The following is a 24865-nucleotide window of genomic DNA, read 5'->3' as shown; positions in this document are numbered from 1 at the left end:
TCATAATTTAGAAATATATAAAATATTTTAATTGGGATTTTTTACCTCATTTTTTATTTTTTCAATGTATTCTGGATTTTCAAGGCCGTTAATATCACCTGAAATATATCCATTTGAAACTATTTCACGTAGAAGCCTTCTCATTATTTTTCCTGACCCTGTTTTTGGCATTTCAGATATTATGTATATTCTTCCAGTAATGGCAAATTTGCCTATTGAATCATTGATTACGTTCCTTATGCGATTTTTTATCTCATTAGAATCTTCTATCTTACCATTTAAGGTAATAAACACCGCGGGAATAAGGATATTTATATCATCGTCTATATCAATAACAGCAGCACTGGATATTTCCGGTATGGACATTATGCTGTTTTCCATTTCCATTGTTGATAATCTGTGTCCTGCAACATTTATGACATCATCGGTACGGCAAAGTACCCAGATATGTTTATACTCATCCTCCACAGCCTCATCATAATTGGAGTAATAACCATTGAATACAGAAAAATAATTGTTGACATACCTTTCATGGTTATTCCAGACATCACGTGCAAGAGATAGAAATGGCTGTTTTAACACCAGTGTTACTATGGTTCCTGGACTCACATGATTCCCATTTTTATCAAGAATTGCATATGCATGTCCTGGCAGTGCCAGCCCACATGAACCTGGTCTGGCAGATGTTATCCCCATGATTAAGGATGTTCATGTACCACCTGCTTCTGTCTGGCCACATGTATTATTAATCTCTATTTTTTCATTTCCAATATTTTTATAAATCCAGTGCCATGTTTTTATGTCAATTGGCTCACCAACAATGGAAATTAATCTTAATGACCAGAGATCATGATTTTTTACTGCCTCCCTGCCATACCTTGCAAGCATCCTCAGCAGTGTTGGTGCCCTAAACACTTTTGTTACTCTGTATTTTTCAATAATTCCATAAAAATGTTCTATTGAAGGATAATCCAGAGCGCCCTCATAGGCTATTACCGTGCCATTATGTGCAAGGGCCCAACAAGCTCATAAATGGGAAATGTAAGCCAGCCAACATCTGCAGTGCACCAGTAAATATCATTTTAGTTTAAATTTACAGAGTATTCCACAAAATAATAGGCTCCAATCATAAAGCCAATGCTGGAGTGAAATATCCCCTTTGGCCTCGATGTTGTCCCTGATGTCTATATGACAGATCCCGGCTCATTTGCCTCCATTGGTAACGGGTATGTGCCATCATTTATCCGGTTTAAAAAATCATCAAAATAAATATCATCTTCCTGCATTTTAAATATGCAATGAACCTGTTCTTCTTACAACTATGACCTTTTCAATTGATTTAACCCCTGACCTCACAGAGTTAAGTGTGTTTTTAAGATTCATGTACTTATCCCTGCTTATGGATTGGTCCTCTGTTATAACGACCCTGCTTTTGTATCCTCAATTCTTTCAAGGAGTGCATTTACAGAAAATTCTGAGAATATTATATTATATATGGCACCTATTCTATAACATGCATATACTGAAATAAACGCTTCCGGTATATTTGACATGTAAATGGCAACAACATCACCCTTTTTTACACCGATTTTCTGTAGGCCTATGGCAAATCTTGATACATAATCCTTTAGTTCCCCATATGTTATTTTTCGTTCTTTACCATCATAGCTTACCCATATTATGGCAGTTTTATCTGGATTTTTCATGGCATTTCTGTCCACACAATTATAAGAAACGTTAGAATAGCCTCCTGTAAAAAATACAAATTCGGGAAAGGTTCATCTAATAACTTTATCATATTTTTGTACCACTCAAATTTTGATGCAATGCAGTCCCAGTATTTTTCAGGGTTAATTGTGGAATCAGCATAAAATTTTTTATAATCATCCTCAGAACCAAATTCCAATATTATGGCATTATCTTTTAATGGTTTTATTAAAGCAGTTTTAGAAATATCTTTATTCTGCGCAATTTCTATATTTAAATATTACTATAATTTATTACATTTTTGTAATAAATAATATTATATCTGCAAGGGTTCTGGTATTAAATATCTGTGATTATTTTAAAAAAATTATAGCATAAAACCTTTCTGAATTTGATGTTTTAAATTTAAGCATCCTAACCATTAAAATTTATTGGCCTTTCAATATCTATTTACATTTAATATACTGTTAATTTCATAATAATTTTTAAAATTATATCACATTTTTTGAATATAGCCATTAATAACACTAACTGTCATTAGTCAAGTGGATTTAACTTTACATAATTAATTTTAAAAAATCTTTGTGCCAAAAAGATTATCAATGTAAATATAAATAATAACTAATAATATATAAAAAAATGTTCTAAGTCTTTTTGTAATAAACAATCTTACAATATTATTTTTTATTATTATACATTTATTATATTATGGCAGATAAACTTGCTGTAATAATTTTATCAGGTAATGAAAACAGGGATAGGGCGTTGCTTGGCCTTAAATTTGCACTTCATACCACAATTGGAACAAGGGTTGTCCTATTCGGTGCCGCAGAAAAACTGGCAGCTGAGGATGAGGAATTTAAGGGTCTGGTAAAACAGTTAATTGATAAAAATATCATTCCGGTTGCCTGTGTGAACATAGCAGATGAGGAAAATATAAAAGAGATGCTCCTGGAGCTAAAAATAAATCTTAAACCGGTGGGCGCTTTAATTTCAGATTATGTAAAGGATGGCTATGCTCCAATAACGTTTTGATTAAAATTTTTAATATTATAACGTGAATATATAATTTTTTCAATTTTTATGGTAATATTATAAAAATTCGAATAAACCATATTTAAGAGATAAATCAACGAAATACTTATATTCAATTTTAAAATTAACCACTGGGCTCGTGGCCTAGTATGGATAAGGCACCGTCCTTCTAAGTCGGTGATCGTGGGTCCAAATCCCACCGAGCCCGTTATTTAAAAAATTCTAAAAAATTAATGATAAATAATTGAATACATCCTTAATATAAAGAAATATTATTCCAAATCCTGAAAATGAAATAATAATTAAAAATATCCCAAAAAATGCTGTTGTGGCATTTATTATTTTATTATTATACCTTAAATGGGCTATTGCAAATCTTCTCCAGTGTTTCTTACTTTTAATATAAATACCACCCTGTGTAAACGCATCCAGAAATAAATGTGAGGGTCCAACCAGTATGCCGGAAATTACTGTAATTGTTATGGGTGCTAAATTATTAAATATATACATAATTAATATAATGAAAAAAGAAATGGAAAGTCCAATGATAATGCTGTTTTCAAATGAATGTGTCGATGGGCTTCTTACCGGTATGAGACCATATTTTGTTATCTTACGCTTATGCCCAAAATGGTCTATTACTGTATTACCAAGAAATGACATTATAACTGCTATGGAAAATCCCCTGAAAAAGCCTGTAAAGTATGAATTAATAAGGCTTAATATTCCCGTACTAAAAATGTAATGCACCATAAGCTTCATTTAAACATCTCTGTCCTACGTAGTCAGACATTACATCATTAAAAATATTCTTTATTATTTTAGAAAATATTTTAATTTTTATAAAATTTCAATAAAATATTATTTACAATTATTAAGTTTTAAATTTGTTTTATAAAAATAATTATTCTGGTGGTGGCAGTGATATTTTTAAGAGATTTGCATGTTCCTGTGTAATATCCTCCTCAGCATATTTTTCCGGTTTGGGCTTTTTTCCATCAAATTTAACATTATGGAAAAAGAATTTCTTTGCTGATGGGTCGGCTGTAAATAATCTTACCTCCGGCAAGGACATTATGTACTCCATTGAGGATTCATCTAGGGTTGAAAGCTGTTTTGTCGCCAGCCATGTCCTGACATGAATTAAAAGGGCATGTTTATAGCCAGCATTTTTAAGTGCTGTTAGGGTGCTGTTGAACATCTTAGCCACATCGCTCATTTTTTGTTCCCCTCCAAGAGCAATGTAAACTGCGTCATAATTTTCACGCGTTATTTTTTCAGCGGTTTTATTTATATCATTATCATAATCAAAGACATTTATTTTATTTTCAGAATAGCCGTATTTATCAAGGTATGCCACAGCTGCAGCAGCGGATATGGACTCGCATATTCTATCAGGATAGCTTATTATTGCTATTTTTTTAAATCCCTGAAACTCATAAATTCCAACCAGCCTTCCTGTCAGAGCCCTTAAATAAACCTCCTGTTCCAGTGATGCCCTGGAAGATGTTTCTCCTGCCATAACTAATAATAGATATCATAAATATAAATTTATTCATTTTTTGTTAGTATAAAACATTGTAAATATAAATTTAGAACCCTAATTTTACTGGATATTTACCTGATATTACAATTAAAATTATGAAACGAAATTAATAATAAAAATATTAATTTATTAAATTATATAACAGATTAAATTATATAATTAATTAAAATTTTCAAATTATTTTTATATTATAAAATAATAATTTAAATTAAAAATTTATATTAATTAAAAATAAATTTATTTAAAATAAATTAAAAAATGGAAAAATAAAATAGTATAAGGGTACATAATCGCCGCCAATTGCAATAAGGCCATCGTTATTATATGGTATTGTTCCGTTAAAGTTATACCAGAAATTACCTCCCTGGTATCTTGTATATATAATGCTTCCATATAATGCAAAACCGTTGAAATAATGTACAATGTATGCCGGCTGTTTTGTTATGTTCCAGTGGTCAACATACATTGCAAAGCCTCCGGTATATATTGAGACCTCTGGACTGTAGGCTGTGATCTCCACATCAAAGAAGTTATTATATATTGTATCATTTGATGAGTATTCTGCAAGCCCAAGTGGTGCACCCCATATATTTGTTATATCTTCGAAGGTATTATTGTATATTAATGGTGAGTTAAATAAATAATTGCCCCATATTGTCACATTATTACTGTTGAATACAAGCATTCCGCTGTCCATAACGTTAAATGTATTCGATCCAATAAGTATCCTTGTCGAGTTCCATATTACAAGGTTTGCCGCTGGGAAACCTTCAAGGCTTGAGGAGAAGTATCCTGAAATATCGTTAGATTTCCATACTGTTATATTTGATGCATTGTAAAATTCATAGTTAAGGAAGTTATATGATGGGAATTTATAGAAGTTAACATATCCTGAATATTCTGGATTATTATATTTAATGAAAAGTGATGGCATATGATATAAAACCGCACTGGCATTTGTGTTCATAATTAAAACTCCTGAAAACACTGGAAATGCATAGTCATTGAACTCCTCAAATAGTGAATTTACAGGCATTGTCTGAACATTGTAAACCACATACGGATTATTCAGTGTACCATTGCCATACAATGATATGTTTTTTAGCTGTGAGTTATCAAATGCGTATAACGGTGTGTATATGCCCATAAAATTATTAAAGGGCAGTGATGCATCGTTGCCAATGGTAAACATTACAGGATTATGATAGCTCATTAGAGCTTCTGCAGTATAGTATCCACTGGGCAATGTAAAGCTATATGTGCCATTTAATGATAATGGTGACCATGCAGCCATGCTCTCATTGAATGCACCCGGAGATACAAACATAAAAGCATTTGATGGACTCACCCTTCCAGAATAGTGAACCATTTTATTATTATTTGAAATGCCCCACATTCCGTACACAAATGATGGGCCAGGTGTAAGATGTGCGGTATAATTATTCCATGACACAGATACTCCCTCTGATGTTTCACCTGTTTCAGATCCAGTATCATATGCAGATGGTACATTGTAATATTTACCGGATTTTTCGTATTTTAAATTCATCGTGGCATTTATATTGTATATAGATGTTGTGCTTCCACCTCCGGGTCCGCCAACCATTATCTCAAAATCATATGGTATAAATCCTGTTGGTGTTACATGTGTTCCACTTGCAAGATATTCTGGTTTTACTGCGGTGAAGCTAGCAGGCTGGTTATATGTTGAATTAAATAAAACCCTGTCATAAGAACCTGATACAGTTTTATTACTGTATGTGAGCGAATAATTGAAATACACTGCACTGTCCCTGTCTATTACGGTTGAATTCAGATATAAATTAAGTGTGAATGGATATGTTACCGTTATTGTTGGTCCGATATCGTAATAAAAAACGGGTGCATCAAGATTTCCGTCATATGAATACAATGAATTATTGCTCATATAAATTGCTGGTGATGAGAAATTCCATATGTTGTCCAAAAAGGTTATCTGATGTGTTCTGGCTGAGTAAAATACAACATTTTGGGTCCAGAAATTATAGCTTGAATTGCCAAATAGTGTGACATTGGAAAGCACCGAATTCAATTGAAACGTTTCGCTGTAGGGCCCATCATTAAGAAGATAAAAATCATTCATGTTATTGATATGTATTGATGCCATAACACTGCTTGTCGTTAGATTATATCCCACAAGGTGCCCTGAAACATTTTTTGTCCCATAAAATCCAATTCCCATCGGTGCCGGTGCAGATGTATATGACGGCGTTATGACACCATTTTGTTTATTTATATGACTTGTGAATGCTGGCAGGCTTGCATATTTTAATGGTATGCCTTTTTCCTGAAGCTCCTTTTCAACCTGTAGCAATTTTGATGCGTTGTCTATTGTATTATTAACTGATGTTGATTTCTCTGGTATGTTCTTTTCTTGTGGCCCTGCAATAATTGAAAATGCTATAAGCACAAACATAAGGGCTATAACTATAGCAAGTATTTTCTTCATAAAATAATAATAATTATATATATTTATTATTTTTGTCAATTGATTATACTACAATTATTATATAATTACATGTAAGAAATATACGGAAATAATTATTTTTATTGATTTTTAGATATTTTCTGTTTAATACATATATAATTTTAAACCTGTAAATTATGTATTATAAATCAATGCATAATTTTTATACCTAATAGAACTTAATAAAAATGGGCAATTTTTATTTAAATCGTTTCAAAAAATTCTGACAAATATTTAAAAGAAATTACGAAATTATTATATAATAATATTAAAATTTATATGTTATTATATAAAATTCACATTTTATGAATGGGAAGTATTAAATAATATATTTTAATTAATATTTTGAATGAATACAAATTTAGTGCTGTATATAGTTAGGCGTGCAATTTATGCAATTGTTACATTAATATTTATAATAGTAATAGTATTTTTCCTGATCCATTTAATAGCACCCACACCACAGGCCATGGCAGGAATTTATGCCGGGTCAGGACATCACACAAAGGCAGAAATAAATGCTATTATTGCCAAATACCACCTTAACGCTCCATTGTATACACAGGTTCTGTTGTATATTGGTAACATTTTCCGTGGTAACCTGGGATATGATCCAGTTTATCACGTCCCTGAGATAAGCTTAATAGGAAGATTTCTCCCGAGGACACTGGAACTTGTTATTCCTGCCATTATATTATCCACATTTTTAGGGTTGTATACCGGATCATTTGGTGCATCACATAGGAGAAAAATACAGGATCATGCTGTAAAGGGCGTGTATTTGGTTACATGGGCATCCCCTCCATTTTTTATAGCAATAGTACTTCAGCTTTTCTTTGCATATGATCTCGGTTTGCTGCCATCTACAGGTATAGCCAATCCGGTTTTGACACCGCCTCCAGACGTTGCCGCATTCCCAATTTTAAATGCAATTATAGCAGGTGATGGTGCATATCTTCTTAGTCTTATAAGGCATATGATTCTTCCTGTTATGGCAATAGCACTTTTAAGTTTTGGTGTAATTACTAGAATTACTAGGGCATCAATGATTGATGCAATGGAATCAGATTATTTTAAGCTTGAATTAATGAAGGGTGTTAGCAGGGATACTGCTGTTTATAGAACAGCCTTAAGGAATGCAGCAATTCCAATTGTTACACTTCTTGCACTGACATTTGGATATGCGGTGGCAGGCGCTGTTGTTGTTGAGGATATTTTTGATTATCATGGTATGGGATGGTTTATAGTGCAATCCATATATACGTTGGATTACATAGCAATACTATCAACCACTGTAATTATTGCAATTTCAATAATTATAGCCAATTTAGTCGCTGATATATTATATGGTATTATGGATCCGAGGGTGAGGGTAAAGTGATTGACGAAAATGCCTACGAGGATAAGATAGAGTTTAAAAAGGTAAGCTATTTTGGGTCGTTTATAAAGGATAAATCAGCTCTTATAGGGCTTATCATAGTTGGCTGGTTCTTAATTTGGTCCATAATACAAGGAATAATGGAGGAACTTGCCGGTTTTACAAGTAATCCTAAACTTGGCTATATGCTGTTACCCTCAAATCCTTTTGCAACCAATTTTAGCCTTCAACTTGAAGGGCCATCGACAAAATCACTTTCAATGCTACTTGGCACAAATGCCCTTGGTGAATCCATACTTTCCAGGATGCTATACTCAATGCCCAGAGATGCCCTTGTTGCTGTGGTGGTTGTATTTTCAGCAATAATTATTGGTGCAGCTTTGGGAATAATATCAGGATGGCGGGGTGGCTGGCTTGAGAATATCCTTATGAGGTTAACAGATGCATTCCTTTCTATTCCAGCTCTTATACTTGTAATTGCAATATCCATACCATTAAAGGCTGGCTTTGATGCTGTGATAATATCTTTAAGCATAGTATGGTGGCCAACATATGCAAGATTTTTCCGTGGTCAGACTCTTAAAATCAAAAACATGGACTATATGCAGGCCGCAAAAATAAACGGTGTAAAAAGATTTAGCCTCTTTTTCAGATATTTATTTTTGAACAGTGTTGACCCAGTAATAGCTTATGCTGCACTTGATTTTGGCAATGTTATTTTAACCTATGCAACATTAGCCTTCCTTGGAATAGGTTTAACCATACCTATACCGGAACTGGGTGCCATGGCCTCAAACGGTCTGCAGTATCTTCCTGCTGACTGGTGGTATGCAGTATTCCCAAGCATTACAATACTAATAATAGTTGCTGGATTCGTTCTGGTGGGTGACAGATATCAGGACATAATTAATAACAGGATAGAATATTGAGGTGCATATAATTTGTTGCTTGAAATTAAAAATCTCAAAGTTTCTTATAAAACTGTTAATGGCAAAACAACTGTTTTAAACAACTTTGAATTAAACATGGATAGGGGAGATTCAATAGCCATTGTTGGTGAATCAGGGTCAGGTAAAAGTACTCTTGGTGGGGCTATTGCAAGATTACTCCCACCGTCAGGAGAGGAATCCGGAGAAATAATCCTAAATGACCAGAATCTATTATCATTAACAGAAGAACAGATGACAAAAATTAGGGGTACAGAGGTATTCATGATTTTTCAGAATCCTCTAAACAGCCTTAATCCGGTAAAAACCGTTGGTTTTCAGCTATCAGAGGCTGCACAGATTAAGGCTCAGAGGAATGGTACAAGTGTTGCCCCGGAAGAAATAAATAAAATAGTAGTTGATGCATTAAAATCCGTGAGATTGCCGGATCCGGATCAGATTGTGAAGAGGTATCCGCATGAACTTTCTGGAGGTCAGGTGCAGAGGGTTGTAATAGCCATGGCGTTAATTTTGCGGCCCAAATTATTAATAGCTGATGAACCAACAACTGCCCTTGATGTAACCATACAGGCGCAAGTTATTAATCTATTAAAGGCTTTAAACAAAGAATATGGGATGGGAATAATATTTATAACACATGATTTGAGTCTGGCATATGTAATCTCTAAGAAAATTATTGTTATGTATGCAGGAACAATTATGGAATTAAATGAATCCAGTGATTTAATTAAACACCCTGACCATCCATATACAATTGGGCTGTTAAAAAGTGTGCCAACAGATTATAAGACCAATACAAGATTATTTTATATTAAGGGTTCCCCGCCATCGTTTTTCAACCTTCCTAAGGGATGCAGGTACAGTCCAAGATGCGATAAGGCTTTTGGCAAGTGCCATGAGTTTGAACCATCGTTAATAGATGTTAGTAATGGACATAAAGTGAGGTGCTGGTTATTTGAGTAGCATTATAAAATTGGAAAATATAAAAAAATACTATTTAACGCAACAGCTTCAGTTGCTTGATATTATCTTTAGAAGAAAACCTGTTTATGTTAGGGCCATGGATAACGTTTCAATAGAGGTTGGCAAAGGAAAAATACTTGGAATAGTGGGTGAATCAGGCTCAGGCAAAACCACCCTTGGAAAAATAGTTTCAACTATCGAAACACCAACAGATGGTAAGTTTTATTTCAATGAAGAGGAAATAACCAGGAAAACAATTCATAACGCAAGAAAGCATATTTCCATGGTGTTTCAAAATCCTTATACTTCTGTGAATCCACGTATGAAGATTAAGCAGATTGTATCAGAACCCCTTGGACATTTTGACATGGAAAAGACCAAAAGCGTAATTTCTATGGTCGGCATGGATTATGATGAAATTGCAAATAAGGAACCTAAAGAATTATCTGGAGGCCAGATACAGAGAATAGCAATAGCACGGTCACTTATCAAGGCCCCGGACGTGCTTGTCTTAGATGAACCAACATCCGCACTTGACGAGTCCATACAGGCCCAGATACTTGATCTGCTTTTAGATATACAAAAGCAGTCAGACCTAACATATTTATTTATTACACATAACATGGGTGTGGCCAAGTATGTTGCAGATGATATAGCCGTTATTTATGCTGGGAAGCTTGTTGAATATGGACCCGTAAAAAAGGTTATGGAAACACCAAAACATCCATACACGCAGCTTTTAATAGCATCGGTGCCGGATTTTGAAAAGAAGGAACTTCAGTCTCCAATAGGTGACGTCCCAAGCCTTATTAATATTCCAAAGGGGTGCAGGTTTAGTGATAGGTGCCCCAGGGTCATGGATATATGCCGGCAGAGGGAACCGGAATTCAGGGATGTAGACGGTGTTAAGGTGCTATGCTGGCTTTATGGATAAAATCCATTGAAAAAACATTGATAAAAATAACAATACTGGTCGCCATATTTTCAGCTTTTTTGGAAATTAGCTATAAAACCATACTAAATTATTTCATATTTCTTGGAATAGTTTATTTTATGGGACTTCTTTATATACTTTTTAAAATGTCGTATAGAATAGAGATTTATGATACCCATATTTACATTAAAAATTTTTTTAGGTCATACAAAATACCATATAAAAACTTCTCAGACTTCTTTATAACCTCCGGGTATCTTCAAAAAAAATTTAACCTTTATTCAATATATATAATTACTAGAAGGAAAAATTTCTTAATAAAAGATATTCCACAGGCAGAGAAGATATATAATAAAATTAAAGACGAACTGGAATTGAATCATATTACCCCTGAAAACTGGTTAGAGAATTCAAATAATTGACACAAAACAGCTAATTTGCAGGTAATGATTATAATATTAACATGCTGAAGATATCAAGAGTATAATTCAATAAAATAATAATATACTATATGACCTAATAAAATACAAATAAGTCTAAAATTTTTAACGTTCCTTTCATATAAATGTCAGACGAATTATGACTTGTCTTTTATAAGTATTCATTATAATAATTTATCTCTCAGATTATTTATATGTATAATTAATTTGTAAATAAACTAAAACTCTATATGATTATTTTTTAAAAAAAGTTTAAATATGATTGACAGGGTATTGTTAAAAAAGTTTATATACAATTTAGAATTTTATGCTTATGAAGAAAGGTTTGAAGATAGCTATTGCGATTGTTGTAGTGGTGGTGGTTGTTGCTGTATCTTTTTTGGCTTTATACCATCCGCCTGAGGTTTTTACAGATACATCCCAAACGGCAGCACCGGAACAGCTTGATCCTGCTACAGGTTTTTTCACAACCAACGGACCGTTATTTGCGGCCCTTTTTAATGGACTTGTTGAATTTAACGGTAGCTCAACAAGCGTTGTCCCTGTTTTAGCCAGCAGTTACACAGTACATAATGACCAGAATTATACATTTACATTAAGACCATATGCAAAATTCAGTAACGGTCAGGCCCTAAATGCCACATCAGTCTGGTTTTCATTTGAGAGAGGCATAATCATGGGCCAGGGTCCATATGTGTCTGATTACCCAGGAATATTATTTAACTCAACAGTTTATTCATACTCGGGGATCGCAATTCCAAATGGAACATTGCAGGCACTTGAGCATGCTGGATATAAAATTCCAGATAATGCTAAATATAATGATAGTGGCACAATTTTAACAGATCAGCCAAATTACACAGTTGCTGCAATGGATCTTGACAACATTTTATCAAATTTCAATTATAACCATACAGAAATGGAGGTTATGGAATACCCGTACCAGGCATTGGTTGTGAATAATACATATAATTTTACAATCAATACCATGGTTCCATACTCATATCTGCTACAGGATATAGCAGGATGGTGGGGAGACATAGTTGAACCAAGCGATGTTGATGCCCATGGTGGTGTGACATATAACACGCCTAACTCATACCTTGATGCGAATGGCGTTATAGGCTCAGGGCCATACATAATATCAAGCGTTGGTAAGGGATTATCAACAATAGTGCTTAAGGCTAACCCCAACTACTGGGTTGTTGGCCACACATCCCAGGTCCCATCCATAGCCCAGCCAGCACATATAAAAACAGTAGTAATAAAATACGGATTAACGCATGCAGACAGGCTTGAGGACTTTGATAGGGGAATATCACAAATATCGACAATAGGTCCAACATCATTCAAGCAGATGATAAACGGATTTTACAATAAATCAGAGAGAACATCAGCGCTAGTGCATAGCTATCCTACTGTCGGTACATTTTACATATCAATGAATATGCAGGATAAGTACACAAGCAATCTTCATTTCAGAGAGGCACTGTACAATGCATTAAATTACTCGGCAATGCTTGCCATTTATAAAAATAATTACAATGGCACACCTGAAGCATATGAGGAACTTGGTCCACTATCTCCAATATATGGATCCCAATTCTACAATCCAAATAATTTTCCGCTTCCCGCACAGAATTTAACTGCTGCAGAGCAAAATATAAGTGCGGCAGGCAAGGCCATGGGCTTCTATGTGACATTGCCAAACGGTACCAAACTTGGAGACACGTCGGGATCAGATTTATCCTCACATACATTTACAATAACAGGAATTTCTCCATTCAATGCCGTAGAAACATCTGAAATAACTGTTGCAATAGACTCATTTAAGTTAATAGGTCTAACCTTCAACAGCGCAGGAGTTACAGAATCCACTGTGAACTCATGGACAAACGCTTCTGCAACACCACAATTTGTGTTTCTGGGATGGCTGCCAGATTATCCAGATCCAATAGGACAGCAGCTTATACCTGTATATGATGCAAGTGAGGGTGGCGCCTTTGGTGGAAATGATGCATGGGTAGATAATGGAACCCTCAAGTCTTACTTTACCTATCTTGACTTCGTAAATCATACCGATCAGGTTAATTTAATGCCAGCAGTGCAAAAAGTAGTATATGATCAGTTCGCCTACATGTGGACACCAATGCCAAACGATGTGTTCTTTGTATCACCATTAGTAAAGGGATTCGTATTTAATTCAATTACATCCGCCTACTTCTATAACCTTATGACATTAACAGGCAAATTAATAGCACCGCCAGTGCTGTTAACACTGTATCCTGTATTTGAAAACTTTATGGCAACAATAGAATACATGGTACCAAAATTTTAAATTTTTTTAAAGGATATTTTTATTTTTATTAATTTTTATAAAATAGAAATAATGTGGCGTAAATAATTATATTATATATTCTATATTTATTTTATCAACTTCGTGGTTCATAATATCTATTTTGCCTGTTATTTAACGATTATTTCATTATTAACATTGAAATTTATATTTACATAAATGTGGAGCAACCATGAATATTAGAACCGTATATATTTGAACGCTAAACGGTTATAAAAATGAAAGGCCATCAGCATCTGACTTTGATTTAACCTAATAAAATACCATGTAATTAAATGATATTAAATGTTTAAACAATTAAATAATGCCACGATTATTTAACTTTAAATAAATATGTATTTTAGCATTTTTTCTGATATTCCAGTTTCTTTAATATAATTGCTTATATCATTTGATTCTATTATTTCATGGGCATTTTTCATAGCTGTATTTCTGCCATCATTATCTATATTTCTCCAGTAAGGAAAAACATCACTCTCTTCAAGGGAATTATGATCCTTTAGTGTTTTATAAAATAGGGGCAATCTTACACTGAATAGTGGATCGTCATTAACTTTCCATTTATACAAATTATTGAATAATGTTTCTATTAACTTGTGATCTGCTGTAAGCCTGTCAATAAGTTTTGATATTTCCTTATTATTTTCCTTTAATAATGGGAATACTATGCTTTCCTCTATATTCACATGAATATTCAAAAGAAATTTATTAAAATCAATAAGTTCTGCAGCAGTATTCTGGAGCAAATTATTATCTGCTATTATCCTTATGCTGGAATGATCAACCATCAGCAACTCTGCCAGATCCATTATAATGAATCATATAGACATTATATGAATTTTCTGTTTTATCAAAAATCACATTGCATTTCTATCTTAATGACTTTAGTCCAGATATTATTATAAGCTTAGAAATATATAATTAATTTCATTATAATATTTTAAATATGCATCAAACCATTTTCATCTCCTATTAATACATCCAGCATATTTTTATATATAAGCCTGCATATAACTGATTTATCACGAACGCTCTAAAGATAACATCTGTACACTTACTTATGGTTTTGAATCCCTGAAAAGACAACAAATTAGGATTGGAACATTCACACGCCAAATCCCGTTAGTATCCTTGAGATTATTATTTCTATTCCAGTATAAGCGTATTCCTTGATTATTATGAAGATAGAAAATAACAGCACTTATATTAAAACAGTGAATTTTTACGGATTTGTTAAATAAAAACAAACAATGAGGATAAAAATAGAAATGCCAATCATAGCCACCCACAGGCAGTCCCATATGGTAGCTTTTGCCCTCCCATGATTATAATTGTGGTTGAGGCAAATGTACATGCATTAAAATCAGATGCCAGATCAGTAAGATAAGCCATAATAAAAATGATAACCAGGCTGGTCATCTTGTTTATTGCCATTTCCAGTGTGATTTTAATTCACCTTGATGACATCTATCAATATAATTAATTTGTTACACAATACTAGAGCATTTATATTTAATTATAAATTTTATTAAAAAAAATTATATTCTATTTTTCTATTATAAACAATGAAGGTTGTGGATGGTCATAAAAGGGAGAATATACATTTTAAGTGGACTAAAAATTTGAAGCCCATAGAATATATAGATTCTAATGAGACATTCAGAATAAAAATACCGGATTCCTCAACAGACCAGATTAAAGAATATTTCACAGATGATGATGCCAAAAATATAGATGCTTCAATGCTTGATGCTGCAGTGGGTCCATTTTTTGTAAACAATGCCGAACCAGGGGATACATTAAAGGTAACAATAAATAACTTAGAGACCGGTAATTTTGGCTGGTCCCAGACACTGCATAATTTCGGCCTTCTTTCAGAGGAATTTTCAGATGAATTAATAATATGGGAAATAAGGAACAATAAAATTAGAAGCAGAAGAAAAAATTTTCTTGAAAATATGTCTTTCGATGCAAGACCCTTTTTGGGCATAATAGGTACTGCACCACAATCTGGTGAGTTTCCCATGATTCCCCCGCAGAGTTTTGGAGGCAATATGGACAACAGGCATTTAAAAAAAGGTTCTGTACTTTATTTGCCAGTGAATGTATCTGGGGCATTAATATCATTTGCTGATCCACATGCGCTGCAGGGGGATGGAGAGGTAACCGGAACAGCGGTGGAAACTTCCTGTGAGGCTGAAATTACAGTAGAGGTTATAAAAAATACAAAAACAGATTATCCAAGAATAGTTAATTACGAAAATGATAACATTTCGGGGAAATTTGTAAATACAATGGGTATAAATAATAACATATATGAGGCCGCAAAAATAGCCGTCAGGGAGATGATAAAATATCTGGAAAACAGGGGATTTAAAAGGGATGAGGCATACATACTATGCAGCATTATAGGCAATTTAAAAATATCAGAGATTGTGGATGTTCCAAACTTTGTGGTTACATTGTCCATGCCGGAATTATAAAATTTAATTTATATAACTATCCAAAAAACATTTTTTGATATCCATAAACCATTGGATTTTCTAAAAGTATTGATTTTTTATTATCTATCCTTATTTTTTTATAATTCTCAAGAAAATCATTTAATGCTATATCAGCCTCCAACCTTGCCAGTGGGGCGCCAATGCACATATGCGGCCCTCTGCCAAAGGCAATATGTTCGTTTCTGTCCCTTAAAATAAATTCGTCGGGTTTATCAAATATGTTTTCATCCCTGTTTGCAGATCCCAGGAATACAGATATTCTCTGGCCTTTGTTGATATGAATACCATTAATGTCTGTATCATCAATGGCAAATCTATGCGGTAAAAACTGGATTGGTGAGTAATATCTTAAGGTTTCCTCTATAAAATCATGTATGTTTCTTTCAGTGTTTAGGTTATTAATAATATCCTCATTGTCTGATAAAGCCTTAAGCATGTTTGTTATTAAATTTGTTGTGGTCTCATTTCCACCTATTATTAATAACATAATATAACCTATTTTCTCATTTAGATCAAGATTCCTGTTATTTACATTTGCGGTGCTTATAACGGACATAATGCCATTTTCAGGATTTTCTGAAAATAGCCCTGACAGTTTTTCAATCATATAATTATTAATGGCAGCAAAATTGTCATCTCTTTTATTGCCTATGATGTAATCAGACCATTCCTTAAATTTTTCCCTATCATTTTTTGGTATTCCCAATAAATTGGAGATAACCCTAACAGGTAATTCCACGGCATAATCCTTTACTATATCGGAATTAAATTGAAGGTTTTTAATAAGTTCATTGGATATATCTGTTATATCCTGCCTCATTTCATTAATTTTTGATGTCATAAAGTATGGTGCGATTATGTTTCTGTATTCCTTATGTTCTGGATTGTCCATGTTTATGAAGCTGAGGCCGCCATTTCCTCCAAAATATTTTGAATTGGAAGAAAATATATCATCATGCATTAAAACATACTTGCAGGCATCATAGGTGTATAACTCCCAGCAATGTTTCTCATTATTGTATATTATTCCACCATTATTCCGTGCATTTTTATAATGCTCAAAATTTTCATCGTACATAATAAACCAATTCAAAATATACAGTTTAAATGTTTTGTTTATATTGAATTAAATATTTATTTTTAAATTAATGATATAGCATGATATTAAAATTTTTCTTACACTATTCCATGTCCAAGGAGCATGCCAAAATATTTTTCAACGTAATAATAGTCCATTGTTACATGCATTCCAGAACTCTTTAAAAATCCATTAAGTATGACCATGTTCCAGTAACTGTCAGTTTTCGCCTCAATTATAACGCCCTCATCTATATTTTCAATACCATTTAATGAACCTGATTGAAAAAATTCCCTAATTTTTTTATCATATACACTGGAATAATCAGAGTATCCGTATGGTCCAAGGCTGCTATGTGTATGTGCCTGGTCTGCACTGAATATGACGCTTATTTTTTTATCCATGCTGTTAACGGTATTCCATATGCTTCTGCCAAGGCGCATTAATTTAGCCCGGTCAGTTATTCTTGGCTGGCCTATTATGCTTATCCTTTTATTCTTAAAAAATGTTAATGGAATTATTGTTCCAAAATCCTCTGGAAATACAGATAATGGCCCGGAAGATGTGCCAAAATTAATTGTGATCATTTCCTTTCCAAATTCCGCAGCTATGTTTCTGACAACCTCCTTGTCTGTTTTATGATCGCTAACCAGAGTTTTTGTTTTTGTTGAATACTCGCCATGCAGGTTTTCAGTGTTTATAATTGGAATACCACTGGAAAGTGTAACACCATGCGGAGTTAATATAATCAATGAATCTGAATTATCATCCTCTGTTATTTCTTTTATTTTATTATGAAGCTCGGCACTCTCATCATTGGGCATGTCAATTATTTCATCGCCGTGTGGTATGACATAAAGTCTTTCGAGAACCATAAATTTGCATGGCTAAATCACTTATAAAGATAATCATGCAGTTTAAAAGTACTATTTAACTAAACAAATAAATAATATACTAATAAATAATATACAATGATATGTTTTCAGATTCTCCTGAGGAGGTCAATAAATCGTTTAAGTATCTTATTATTTCCATGGCTACCAGGAGCTCGGCATTAATATTTGTGACCCTGGCACTGCCGCTTTATCTCCATTTTTTGGATTTCTCGGCTGTGTTTATTGGCCTCCTTTACATTCCAATTACATTATTTAATGTATTTTTAACATTAATACTTGGCAGGCTTGGGGATAAAATTGGTTATTCAAGAATACTGTTTTTGGGTGAGGTATTTCCGGTTGCCGGCATGCTATTAATGGCAGTGTCAGCAAACATCTATTTTATTGCCACCGGTGCAATCATAGCCGGGATAACAGGCGGCGCCGGGGGCATGCGCGGTGCATTTTCACCGGGAATGACAGCGTTTGTTGCAAATAATTATGGTGCTGAAAATGACAGGGTAGGAAAACTTTCACTTCTGCTGGCCACGGCATCTGCCTTTTCAATATTTGGTGGTTTATTTTTAGGTTCCTATGCGTTTATAAAAAATATAACAGGAACCATAATGTTTTACCGCATATTCTTTTTTATTTCATTTATCCTTGTGTTTATATCATTGATATCACTATCCAGATTAAAAGAATATAGAAGGCCTAAAAAAACAACAAGGGTTATGAAGAAACAGAGCCTTAGATATTTAATAAGAATTATGCTGCCAAACAGCATCAATGCTGCGGCCATAGGGATTTCAATGCCGCTGCTACCGCTTCTGTTTGAACTCAAATACCACGTAGATCCAAGCATTATAGGTTATCTTTATACATTCGCATATGTTGTAACCGCTCTTGGTTCATATATATCAGGAAAATACATTAATGGAATGTTCGATTCATTAAAAATAGCATCAATAGCACACATACTTCAGGGGGCACTTTTCATAATTATAGCATTTACACCCTTATTCTTCCTTGCAGGTGTAATTTACATTTTTAGAATGGGCATTGCCGGCGTTGGGTCTCCAATGAGGGGGGCAATAAATGTAAGAGGAATAGACCGTGAGGATTACGGGACATCAACCGCCATACAGGGGATTTCAGGCAGGGCATCACAGCTTACAAGCGGTGCGTCAGGATATCTTATGGATTTGAATTTTGCATTTCCACTTTTAATCGGCGGTTCATTGCAGGCACTTGGCGGGGTGCTTTATTACACATTAATAAAATCATGGAATCCGGGTAAGCATGATCAGGCCGGGAAGGCGAAGGCATGATATGGATAAAATAGATAAAAGGGTGTGGTACCTTGGATTTACACGCCTGATACGGGCATCTGGCAGGGTCTCAACATTTATTTTTCTGCCACTTATATTTGTATTCATATATCATATATCATTTCTGGTAACAGGACTTGTTCTTGGCATTGCAATATTAATTATGTCGGTGGTACAGTATTATTCAGGGATACTTACAGACCGTATTGGCAGGAGAATTTTTCTTATATTAATACCGGTGCCTGCGGGTTTATTATACATTGCCATGTATTTTACCGTGCTCTACAGGATGCCTGCATTGCTTCTTATTTTACTATTTTATTTTACAATAATCATCAATGCATTGCAGTATCCCGCAATACAGGCCTCAATTGCGGATGTAACATCTCTGGGCCAGAGGCTTTCAGGTTACACTGTTATAAGGGTTCTGGCAAATGCAGGTGCGGCCATAGGACCAATACTTGGGGCCATTCTTTCTGTATATGGATTCCAGTACATATTCCTTCTTGCTGGAATCAGCACTTTTATTGAAATTATTATACTTTATTTCAATGTAAGGGAAACATACTTCCCGTCAAAATCACAGTACCTAACAAAATTAGATATAAAGCTTGCATATAAGGATAGATTTTTCATAATCTTCACTGTAATAGGAATAATCATGGCATTTGTTTTAAGGCAGAGTGGTGCATCGCTAACACTCTACGCATTTGACTTTGAGCGTCTGCCAATACTATATCTTGCCTATATTTATTCACTAAATGGAATACTTGTTGTAACGCTGCAGTATCCTGTATTTAAAATTATGAACAAATCATCCAATCCGGTGCTTTTTAGGTCCATAGGCATGGTTTTTTACTTCTCAGGATTTATTGTTCTAATGTTTTCAAAGGACATAACATATTTTCTTATCTCCATGGGTATAATGACAATAGGAGAGGACTTTGTTGCACCCACCACACAGACAATAATTACATCCATAGCCCCACAGAACATGAAGGGAACCTATATGGGCATTTATAATCTATTCATAAGCTTTGGGTCATTTTCAGGGGCAGTTATTGGCCTTTATCTGCTATCATACTATGAAAACAGGACCGCGTTATTCTGGTTCATAATCGCCATGGGCAGCCTTATGGTGGGCATGCTCTATTTCATTATAAACGGCTCATTTTTAAGAAGGATGAATGCTGATGCACATATAAAAATCCATGAAAGGACTGCTGCAAAATAAAATATTATCCTGACCTGAGAAAATCCTAAATAAATGGCATAAATAAGATATTAAAAAATTTTTATTCAATAAATAGTAAATATTATCAATATTATATGTCCTATATTTAAGCATAGCGTAATATATAAAAAATTATTATATGTTCAATACATAATTTTTAAATATTATATTTGGATAAATTAAATTATGCAGGCTACAGATTTTTATATTGAAATAAAAAATAGGGTGAAAAACCATGCCGCAACGAATAATGATTTCATAAACCGATTTTCACAGGGGATGATATCGGATAATGAATTCATACGGTTTTCAATAGAATTTTATCACTTTACACGGGAATGGCCGGAGATTTTGAGCACATTGCTTGTTAATACACAGAAGGAGGAGGATGCATACGAGCTTACAAGGATCCTTGTATCAGAGCTTGGAGATGAGAATCCTGATCACAGGCATGAGCTTTTATACCGCAGGTATTTGAGGTCAATAGATTTAAATCCAGAGGAACTTGTGAAAAGGAAAAAGCTCAAAACAACTGAGGAATGGCTCAATGGAATGCGCCGGGCATTTTCATCAGATTACGCAACCGCCCTTGGTGCTGAATTTGGGCTTGAGAACATGGCAATACCAATGTGGGATAAGCTTCTTCCCGGTTTAAGGATAATGAAGGATAAAAAATATAAAAATATGGATATGTTATATTTTACATTTCACAGAGAGATAGAATCAAAGCATGAGGATGCAACACAGAATATCATAGGGATACATGGAAGGGACGAAAAGGATAAATTTATTGAGGGTGCAGATTATATATTAAACCTGGAGGAAAAATTCTGGCTGGGATTATCAGATAAAAAATAAATTTATTTTTTCCATGATAAATAATAATCCTTTTCCTCATTTTTCAATGTTAATTCTGTTGCATAAAGCTCTTTATATGTTTCAACCATGATTGCGACCTCATCCGTGCCCTTCTGGCAAATACTTTTTTCAAGCAGCCCCGGCTGTGGTCCATGGATCATGCCATGAACATGGAGTGTTATGGATCCGGTCTCTATGCCCCTTCTGCTCATAAAATTTCCGGATGAGTAAAATATTATCTCATCAGAATTTATATTATTATGATAATACGGTATTGGTATGGATTTTTCATGGAAATCAAATGGCCTGGGCAGAAATGATCCAACCATGAAATTATCGGATTCAAAGGTTTCATGGACAGGCGGTGGCATATGCAGTTTTCCAACAATCGGTGCCATTTTATCTATATTCAATGTAAATGGATACAAATATCCGTCCCAGCCTGCAACATCAAATAAAGGATAGAACCTTTTTATATTCATATAATAATCCCCGTAGTCAACCTTAACATTGTATTCGGATACTCCTGTCTCAGGTGCAATGAATTCCGGTACATTAAAATCACGGTCATAGTATGGATATCCCTCCTTAATCTGGCCGTATTCATTCAAATACCTATGTGGTATTTTTATATGAGTTTTTGATACAATAAAGAAGAAATATGAATTCTCGCTGATATTAATTTTATATGTTGTTCCCCTTGGTATAAATATAAAGTCCCCCTTTCTATACTTATTTCTTCCAAATATGGAAATTATTTCACCTGAACCATTATGCACAAAGAATAATTCGTCCGCAACCGCATTCCTGAAATAGTAATCAGCATTTTTTTCTGGCCTTATTATTCCAATGGAAATCTCATCATTTAAAAATAGTACCATTCTGCCATAAAAGAAATCAGAATACTCCTTAAATTTCATTGTTTTTATGTGCCTGTGCATGCTCTCATTTATTTTTATGAATTCTTTTTTATCCTCCCTTGAAATGGATTCTGCCTCTGCAGGGTCATATAAATGGTATAATAATGAATATTCTCCATCAAATGCCTTCAAACCAAAGAGCTCCTCCCTTAGCAGTTTATCCCTGCCTGTATAAGTATGCCTTGATTCTGGCATTTCACCATGTCTAATATAGTAAACCATCAGACCACCCTGTTTGTAAGTATGCCAAGGTCATCAGATCTCATTGTTACAGTATCCCCCTTCCTTAAATATTCAGTGCCAAGTTCAAGAATGCATCCGGTGTTAAATGTACCGCTGCCTATTATATCCCCAGGCAGCAATGGCACATCCTCTGATGCACGTTCAATCATGTCACAGAAGCTGAAATATATCTCATTCAAATTCCCTGAGGAATATAGTTTATCATTTACATATGTTTCCATTTTCAGATTTATTTTATTATTCTTATCCCTCTTAGACAATATCTCATCGGATGTGACGAAATACCTGCCAAATGATGTTGCATAATCCTTTCCCTTGGCGGGGCCAAGAAGCACCTTCATTTCCTCCCTCTGTATATCCCTGAGGCTCCAGTCATTCATTATCATAAACCCATAAACCGACTTAATGCACTCACTTCCATGGCAGTTTATGGTTCTTCTGCCTATTACAGCCGCAACCTCCATTTCATAATCAAACATTTTTGATTTTTCAGGATATTTTATATCACAGTCAGATGGATATATATTTGGTGTGCATGAAAAGTAGAAAACCGGAAATTTATACCACTCATCTATCATATTTAATCCCTTGTTTTTTCTTGCATTTTTGACATGGCCCTCGAATGAATAAAAATCCCTGACCGATCTTATGTATGGCACCGGTATTTTATACTCTATATTGCCATGTACTGATGAATCATCATCCGGTTTCAGTTTGAGAATTTTATCGTACAGTTCAAAAAAATTATTTTCAATATATTCTGTTGATTCATTTAATAATATGGATAAATCGTATATTTTATTGTTATATATGCATATTTTATCCTCATTGTTTATTTTGGCCCTGAATATTTTCACAGGTTCCCCCTCCTTGCCTGCTCCCTCTCTATGGCCTCAAACAGTGCCTTAAAATTTCCTGCACCAAATGATCTTGCACCCTTCCTTTCTATGATCTCAAAAAACAGTGTTGGCCTGTCAGTAAGCGGCTTTGTGAATATCTGCAATAAATATCCATATTCATCCCTGTCAACAAGGATATTAAGGTCTCTCAGTGCATTTATATCCTCATCAATGTTCTTAACGCGGTCATTCAATGAATTATAATATGAATCAGGGGTTTCAAGAAACTCTATACCATTATTCCTCATCATTTTAACGGTTTCTATTATATTGTCTGTTTTCAGCGCTATATGCTGGACACCCTCAGATCTGTAGTAATCGAGGTATTCCTCTATCTGTGATTTTTTTAATCCCCTTGCAGGCTCGTTTATTGGAAAGGTTATATTATCATTATACCTCACAACCTTTGATCTTAAGGCAGAATAATCTGTCCTTATGTCCCTGTCATCAAAAGTTATCAACTGTTTAAAATCCATGGATTTTATATAATAATTTACCCATCGGTCCATCTCACCCTCGTAAACGTTGCCGACCACATGGTCTATACCTTTCACACCAGTGTTTTTTTCATTATCATGCACCTGATTAAAGCCCGGAAAAACACCTGCATAATCACCACGCTCTATTAATGTATGCACAGTATCACCATATGTTTTTATGCATGCCTCCCTGATCTTCCCGTTACCATCATTTATGCTTCTTATTTCAGAAACTTTAACATTTCTGGATTCAAGCTTTTTCTTTGTAAAATCCAGGTCCTCAACTGTCAGGGCAATATCCCTGACACCATCACCGTGTAAATTTACTGACCTGCTAATTTCAGTATCCGGGTCCATTGATGAGGTAAAAATTATATTTATGTCACCCTGTTTTAAATAATATGATATTCTATCCCTGATTCCGGTCTCCGGCCCTGAGTAACCGGCTAAATTAAATCCCATGCCCTTTCTTAAAAAATATGACCAGGTTTTTGCGCTGCTTACATAAAACTCAATATGGTCTATTCCCTTAAACAATTCATACTCCTCCTGTTCATACATAATTATTAATATATAAAACTATATTTATATTTTTTCATAAATTAATTTGCTAGATAATCTCTATCAATAAA

24 protein-coding genes and 1 tRNA gene are annotated in these 24865 nt (G+C 34.1%); 12 read left to right on the top strand and 13 right to left on the bottom strand.

The annotated features are described in order from the left end of the window. Positions 1-27: 27 nt before the first annotated feature. The 4 genes from TZ01_RS09285 to TZ01_RS09270 form a co-directional block, all read right to left on the bottom strand. On the bottom strand, positions 28-696 hold the full coding sequence (locus TZ01_RS09285; protein WP_052656873.1) for an AMP-binding protein: 669 nt from the start codon (positions 694-696) through the stop codon (positions 28-30). 12 nt (positions 697-708) lie between these two features. Then, positions 709-960 carry an AMP-binding protein gene (locus TZ01_RS09280; RefSeq protein WP_231563458.1) on the bottom strand — a complete coding sequence of 84 codons (252 nt, stop codon included), beginning with the start codon at positions 958-960 and terminating at the stop codon, positions 709-711. Between the two features lie 455 nt (positions 961-1415). After that, positions 1416-1706 (bottom strand): AMP-binding protein, encoded by a 291-nt coding sequence (locus TZ01_RS09275; RefSeq protein WP_052656871.1) that lies wholly within the window; start codon positions 1704-1706, stop codon positions 1416-1418. After that, entirely contained in the window at positions 1703-1906 is a 204-nt protein-coding gene (locus TZ01_RS09270; protein WP_052656870.1) for an acetyl-coenzyme A synthetase N-terminal domain-containing protein, read from the bottom strand. The genes TZ01_RS09275 and TZ01_RS09270 overlap by 4 nt, the downstream gene beginning before the upstream one ends. Before the next feature lie 509 nt (positions 1907-2415). On the opposite strand from TZ01_RS09270, the gene TZ01_RS08225 reads away from it, so the two are divergent. Further along, positions 2416-2742 (top strand): hypothetical protein, encoded by a 327-nt coding sequence (locus TZ01_RS08225; protein ID WP_048102358.1) that lies wholly within the window; start codon positions 2416-2418, stop codon positions 2740-2742. A 133-nt stretch (positions 2743-2875) separates the two neighbouring features. Further along, positions 2876-2950, top strand: a tRNA-Arg gene (locus tag TZ01_RS08220). Between the two features lie 14 nt (positions 2951-2964). On the opposite strand, the gene TZ01_RS08215 is transcribed toward TZ01_RS08220, so the two are convergent. From TZ01_RS08215 to TZ01_RS08205, 3 genes are all read right to left on the bottom strand, one after another. After that, positions 2965-3504, bottom strand: coding sequence for a DUF1286 domain-containing protein (locus tag TZ01_RS08215; RefSeq protein ID WP_052656869.1), 540 nt, complete (start codon positions 3502-3504; stop codon positions 2965-2967). A gap of 142 nt (positions 3505-3646) precedes the next feature. Next, complete coding sequence (locus tag TZ01_RS08210; RefSeq protein WP_048102357.1) at positions 3647-4264, bottom strand: hypothetical protein; 618 nt, start codon at positions 4262-4264, stop codon at positions 3647-3649. Between the two features lie 265 nt (positions 4265-4529). Then, positions 4530-6776, bottom strand: coding sequence for a thermopsin family protease (locus tag TZ01_RS08205; RefSeq protein WP_048102529.1), 2247 nt, complete (start codon positions 6774-6776; stop codon positions 4530-4532). 367 nt (positions 6777-7143) lie between these two features. On the opposite strand from TZ01_RS08205, the gene TZ01_RS08200 reads away from it, so the two are divergent. The 6 genes from TZ01_RS08200 (at position 7144) to TZ01_RS08175 (ending at position 13794) form a co-directional block, all read left to right on the top strand. After that, positions 7144-8175, top strand: coding sequence for an ABC transporter permease (locus TZ01_RS08200; RefSeq protein WP_048102356.1), 1032 nt, complete (start codon positions 7144-7146; stop codon positions 8173-8175). Further along, entirely contained in the window at positions 8172-9101 is a 930-nt protein-coding gene (locus tag TZ01_RS08195) for an ABC transporter permease (protein ID WP_231563454.1), read from the top strand. Before TZ01_RS08200 ends, TZ01_RS08195 begins: the two co-directional genes overlap by 4 nt. 12 nt (positions 9102-9113) lie before the next feature. Continuing rightward, positions 9114-10082, top strand: coding sequence for an ABC transporter ATP-binding protein (locus TZ01_RS08190; RefSeq protein WP_048102355.1), 969 nt, complete (start codon positions 9114-9116; stop codon positions 10080-10082). Beyond that, a complete protein-coding gene (locus TZ01_RS08185; protein ID WP_048102353.1) occupies positions 10075-11016 on the top strand; it encodes an ABC transporter ATP-binding protein in 942 nt (313 codons plus the stop codon). Before TZ01_RS08190 ends, TZ01_RS08185 begins: the two co-directional genes overlap by 8 nt. Then, entirely contained in the window at positions 10998-11438 is a 441-nt protein-coding gene (locus tag TZ01_RS08180) for a hypothetical protein (RefSeq protein ID WP_048102352.1), read from the top strand. Before TZ01_RS08185 ends, TZ01_RS08180 begins: the two co-directional genes overlap by 19 nt. Positions 11439-11769: 331 nt before the next feature. Then, entirely contained in the window at positions 11770-13794 is a 2025-nt protein-coding gene (locus TZ01_RS08175; RefSeq protein WP_048102351.1) for an ABC transporter substrate-binding protein, read from the top strand. A gap of 341 nt (positions 13795-14135) precedes the next feature. Here the strand turns inward: TZ01_RS08175 and TZ01_RS08170 are convergent, their stop codons facing one another. After that, entirely contained in the window at positions 14136-14621 is a 486-nt protein-coding gene (locus TZ01_RS08170) for a hemerythrin domain-containing protein (protein WP_082180492.1), read from the bottom strand. A gap of 756 nt (positions 14622-15377) precedes the next feature. Between TZ01_RS08170 and TZ01_RS08165 the strand changes: the two genes are divergently transcribed. Further along, a complete protein-coding gene (locus TZ01_RS08165) occupies positions 15378-16295 on the top strand; it encodes an acetamidase/formamidase family protein (protein WP_048102349.1) in 918 nt (305 codons plus the stop codon). 16 nt (positions 16296-16311) lie between these two features. Here the strand turns inward: TZ01_RS08165 and TZ01_RS08160 are convergent, their stop codons facing one another. Together TZ01_RS08160 and TZ01_RS09265 are read right to left on the bottom strand one after the other, a co-directional pair. Further along, positions 16312-17394 carry a cytochrome P450 gene (locus TZ01_RS08160; protein ID WP_048102348.1) on the bottom strand — a complete coding sequence of 361 codons (1083 nt, stop codon included), beginning with the start codon at positions 17392-17394 and terminating at the stop codon, positions 16312-16314. Positions 17395-17492: 98 nt separating this feature from the next. Further along, positions 17493-18269, bottom strand: a complete 777-nt coding sequence (locus TZ01_RS09265; protein WP_052656867.1) for a hypothetical protein — start codon at positions 18267-18269, stop codon at positions 17493-17495. A 101-nt stretch (positions 18270-18370) separates the two neighbouring features. On the opposite strand from TZ01_RS09265, the gene TZ01_RS08150 reads away from it, so the two are divergent. The 3 genes from TZ01_RS08150 to TZ01_RS08140 all read left to right on the top strand — a co-directional run bounded on the left by TZ01_RS08150 (position 18371) and on the right by TZ01_RS08140 (position 21692). Then, on the top strand, positions 18371-19600 hold the full coding sequence (locus TZ01_RS08150) for an MFS transporter (protein ID WP_048102347.1): 1230 nt from the start codon (positions 18371-18373) through the stop codon (positions 19598-19600). Continuing rightward, positions 19572-20834: an MFS transporter gene (locus tag TZ01_RS08145; RefSeq protein WP_231563453.1), complete on the top strand. Its 1263-nt coding sequence runs from the start codon at positions 19572-19574 to the stop codon at positions 20832-20834. The genes TZ01_RS08150 and TZ01_RS08145 overlap by 29 nt, the downstream gene beginning before the upstream one ends. A 186-nt stretch (positions 20835-21020) precedes the next feature. Next, positions 21021-21692 carry a TenA family transcriptional regulator gene (locus TZ01_RS08140; protein ID WP_048102346.1) on the top strand — a complete coding sequence of 224 codons (672 nt, stop codon included), beginning with the start codon at positions 21021-21023 and terminating at the stop codon, positions 21690-21692. Positions 21693-21694: 2 nt separating this feature from the next. Here the strand turns inward: TZ01_RS08140 and TZ01_RS08135 are convergent, their stop codons facing one another. The 3 genes from TZ01_RS08135 to hppD are packed head-to-tail and all read right to left on the bottom strand — an operon-like array spanning position 21695 to position 24794. Next, the gene (locus TZ01_RS08135; RefSeq protein WP_048102345.1) at positions 21695-22834 is read right to left on the bottom strand and encodes a homogentisate 1,2-dioxygenase; all 1140 of its coding nucleotides are present in this window, start codon (positions 22832-22834) and stop codon (positions 21695-21697) included. Further along, positions 22834-23712, bottom strand: a complete 879-nt coding sequence (locus TZ01_RS08130; protein WP_048102344.1) for a fumarylacetoacetate hydrolase family protein — start codon at positions 23710-23712, stop codon at positions 22834-22836. Before TZ01_RS08130 ends, TZ01_RS08135 begins: the two co-directional genes overlap by 1 nt. Next, positions 23709-24794, bottom strand: coding sequence for a 4-hydroxyphenylpyruvate dioxygenase (gene hppD, locus TZ01_RS08125; protein WP_048102343.1), 1086 nt, complete (start codon positions 24792-24794; stop codon positions 23709-23711). The genes TZ01_RS08130 and hppD overlap by 4 nt, the downstream gene beginning before the upstream one ends. Between the last annotated feature and the right edge of the window lie 71 nt (positions 24795-24865).

The sequence above is a fragment of the Acidiplasma sp. MBA-1 genome, from assembly GCF_000949015.1.
Taxonomy (GTDB): domain Archaea; phylum Thermoplasmatota; class Thermoplasmata; order Thermoplasmatales; family Thermoplasmataceae; genus Acidiplasma; species Acidiplasma aeolicum.
This window is presented reverse-complemented; position numbering and strand designations above follow the sequence as displayed.

What these genes read in the sequence shown, in the direction of transcription:
- TZ01_RS09285 (WP_052656873.1), bottom strand. Translation starts at nt 696, where the DNA reads ATGGGGATAACATCTGCCAGACCAGGTTCATGTGGGCTGGCACTGCCA.
- TZ01_RS09275 (WP_052656871.1), bottom strand. Translation starts at nt 1,706, where the DNA reads ATGAAAAATCCAGATAAAACTGCCATAATATGGGTAAGCTATGATGGT.
- TZ01_RS08225 (WP_048102358.1), top strand. Translation starts at nt 2,416, where the DNA reads ATGGCAGATAAACTTGCTGTAATAATTTTATCAGGTAATGAAAACAGG.
- TZ01_RS08215 (WP_052656869.1), bottom strand. Translation starts at nt 3,504, where the DNA reads ATGAAGCTTATGGTGCATTACATTTTTAGTACGGGAATATTAAGCCTT.
- TZ01_RS08210 (WP_048102357.1), bottom strand. Translation starts at nt 4,264, where the DNA reads ATGGCAGGAGAAACATCTTCCAGGGCATCACTGGAACAGGAGGTTTAT.
- TZ01_RS08205 (WP_048102529.1), bottom strand. Translation starts at nt 6,776, where the DNA reads ATGAAGAAAATACTTGCTATAGTTATAGCCCTTATGTTTGTGCTTATA.
- TZ01_RS08200 (WP_048102356.1), top strand. Translation starts at nt 7,144, where the DNA reads ATGAATACAAATTTAGTGCTGTATATAGTTAGGCGTGCAATTTATGCA.
- TZ01_RS08180 (WP_048102352.1), top strand. Translation starts at nt 10,998, where the DNA reads ATGCTGGCTTTATGGATAAAATCCATTGAAAAAACATTGATAAAAATA.
- TZ01_RS08175 (WP_048102351.1), top strand. Translation starts at nt 11,770, where the DNA reads ATGAAGAAAGGTTTGAAGATAGCTATTGCGATTGTTGTAGTGGTGGTG.
- TZ01_RS08170 (WP_082180492.1), bottom strand. Translation starts at nt 14,621, where the DNA reads ATGGATCTGGCAGAGTTGCTGATGGTTGATCATTCCAGCATAAGGATA.
- TZ01_RS08165 (WP_048102349.1), top strand. Translation starts at nt 15,378, where the DNA reads ATGAAGGTTGTGGATGGTCATAAAAGGGAGAATATACATTTTAAGTGG.
- TZ01_RS08160 (WP_048102348.1), bottom strand. Translation starts at nt 17,394, where the DNA reads ATGTACGATGAAAATTTTGAGCATTATAAAAATGCACGGAATAATGGT.
- TZ01_RS09265 (WP_052656867.1), bottom strand. Translation starts at nt 18,269, where the DNA reads ATGGTTCTCGAAAGACTTTATGTCATACCACACGGCGATGAAATAATT.
- TZ01_RS08150 (WP_048102347.1), top strand. Translation starts at nt 18,371, where the DNA reads ATGTTTTCAGATTCTCCTGAGGAGGTCAATAAATCGTTTAAGTATCTT.
- TZ01_RS08145 (WP_231563453.1), top strand. Translation starts at nt 19,572, where the DNA reads ATGATCAGGCCGGGAAGGCGAAGGCATGATATGGATAAAATAGATAAA.
- TZ01_RS08140 (WP_048102346.1), top strand. Translation starts at nt 21,021, where the DNA reads ATGCAGGCTACAGATTTTTATATTGAAATAAAAAATAGGGTGAAAAAC.
- TZ01_RS08135 (WP_048102345.1), bottom strand. Translation starts at nt 22,834, where the DNA reads ATGGTTTACTATATTAGACATGGTGAAATGCCAGAATCAAGGCATACT.
- hppD (WP_048102343.1), bottom strand. Translation starts at nt 24,794, where the DNA reads ATGTATGAACAGGAGGAGTATGAATTGTTTAAGGGAATAGACCATATT.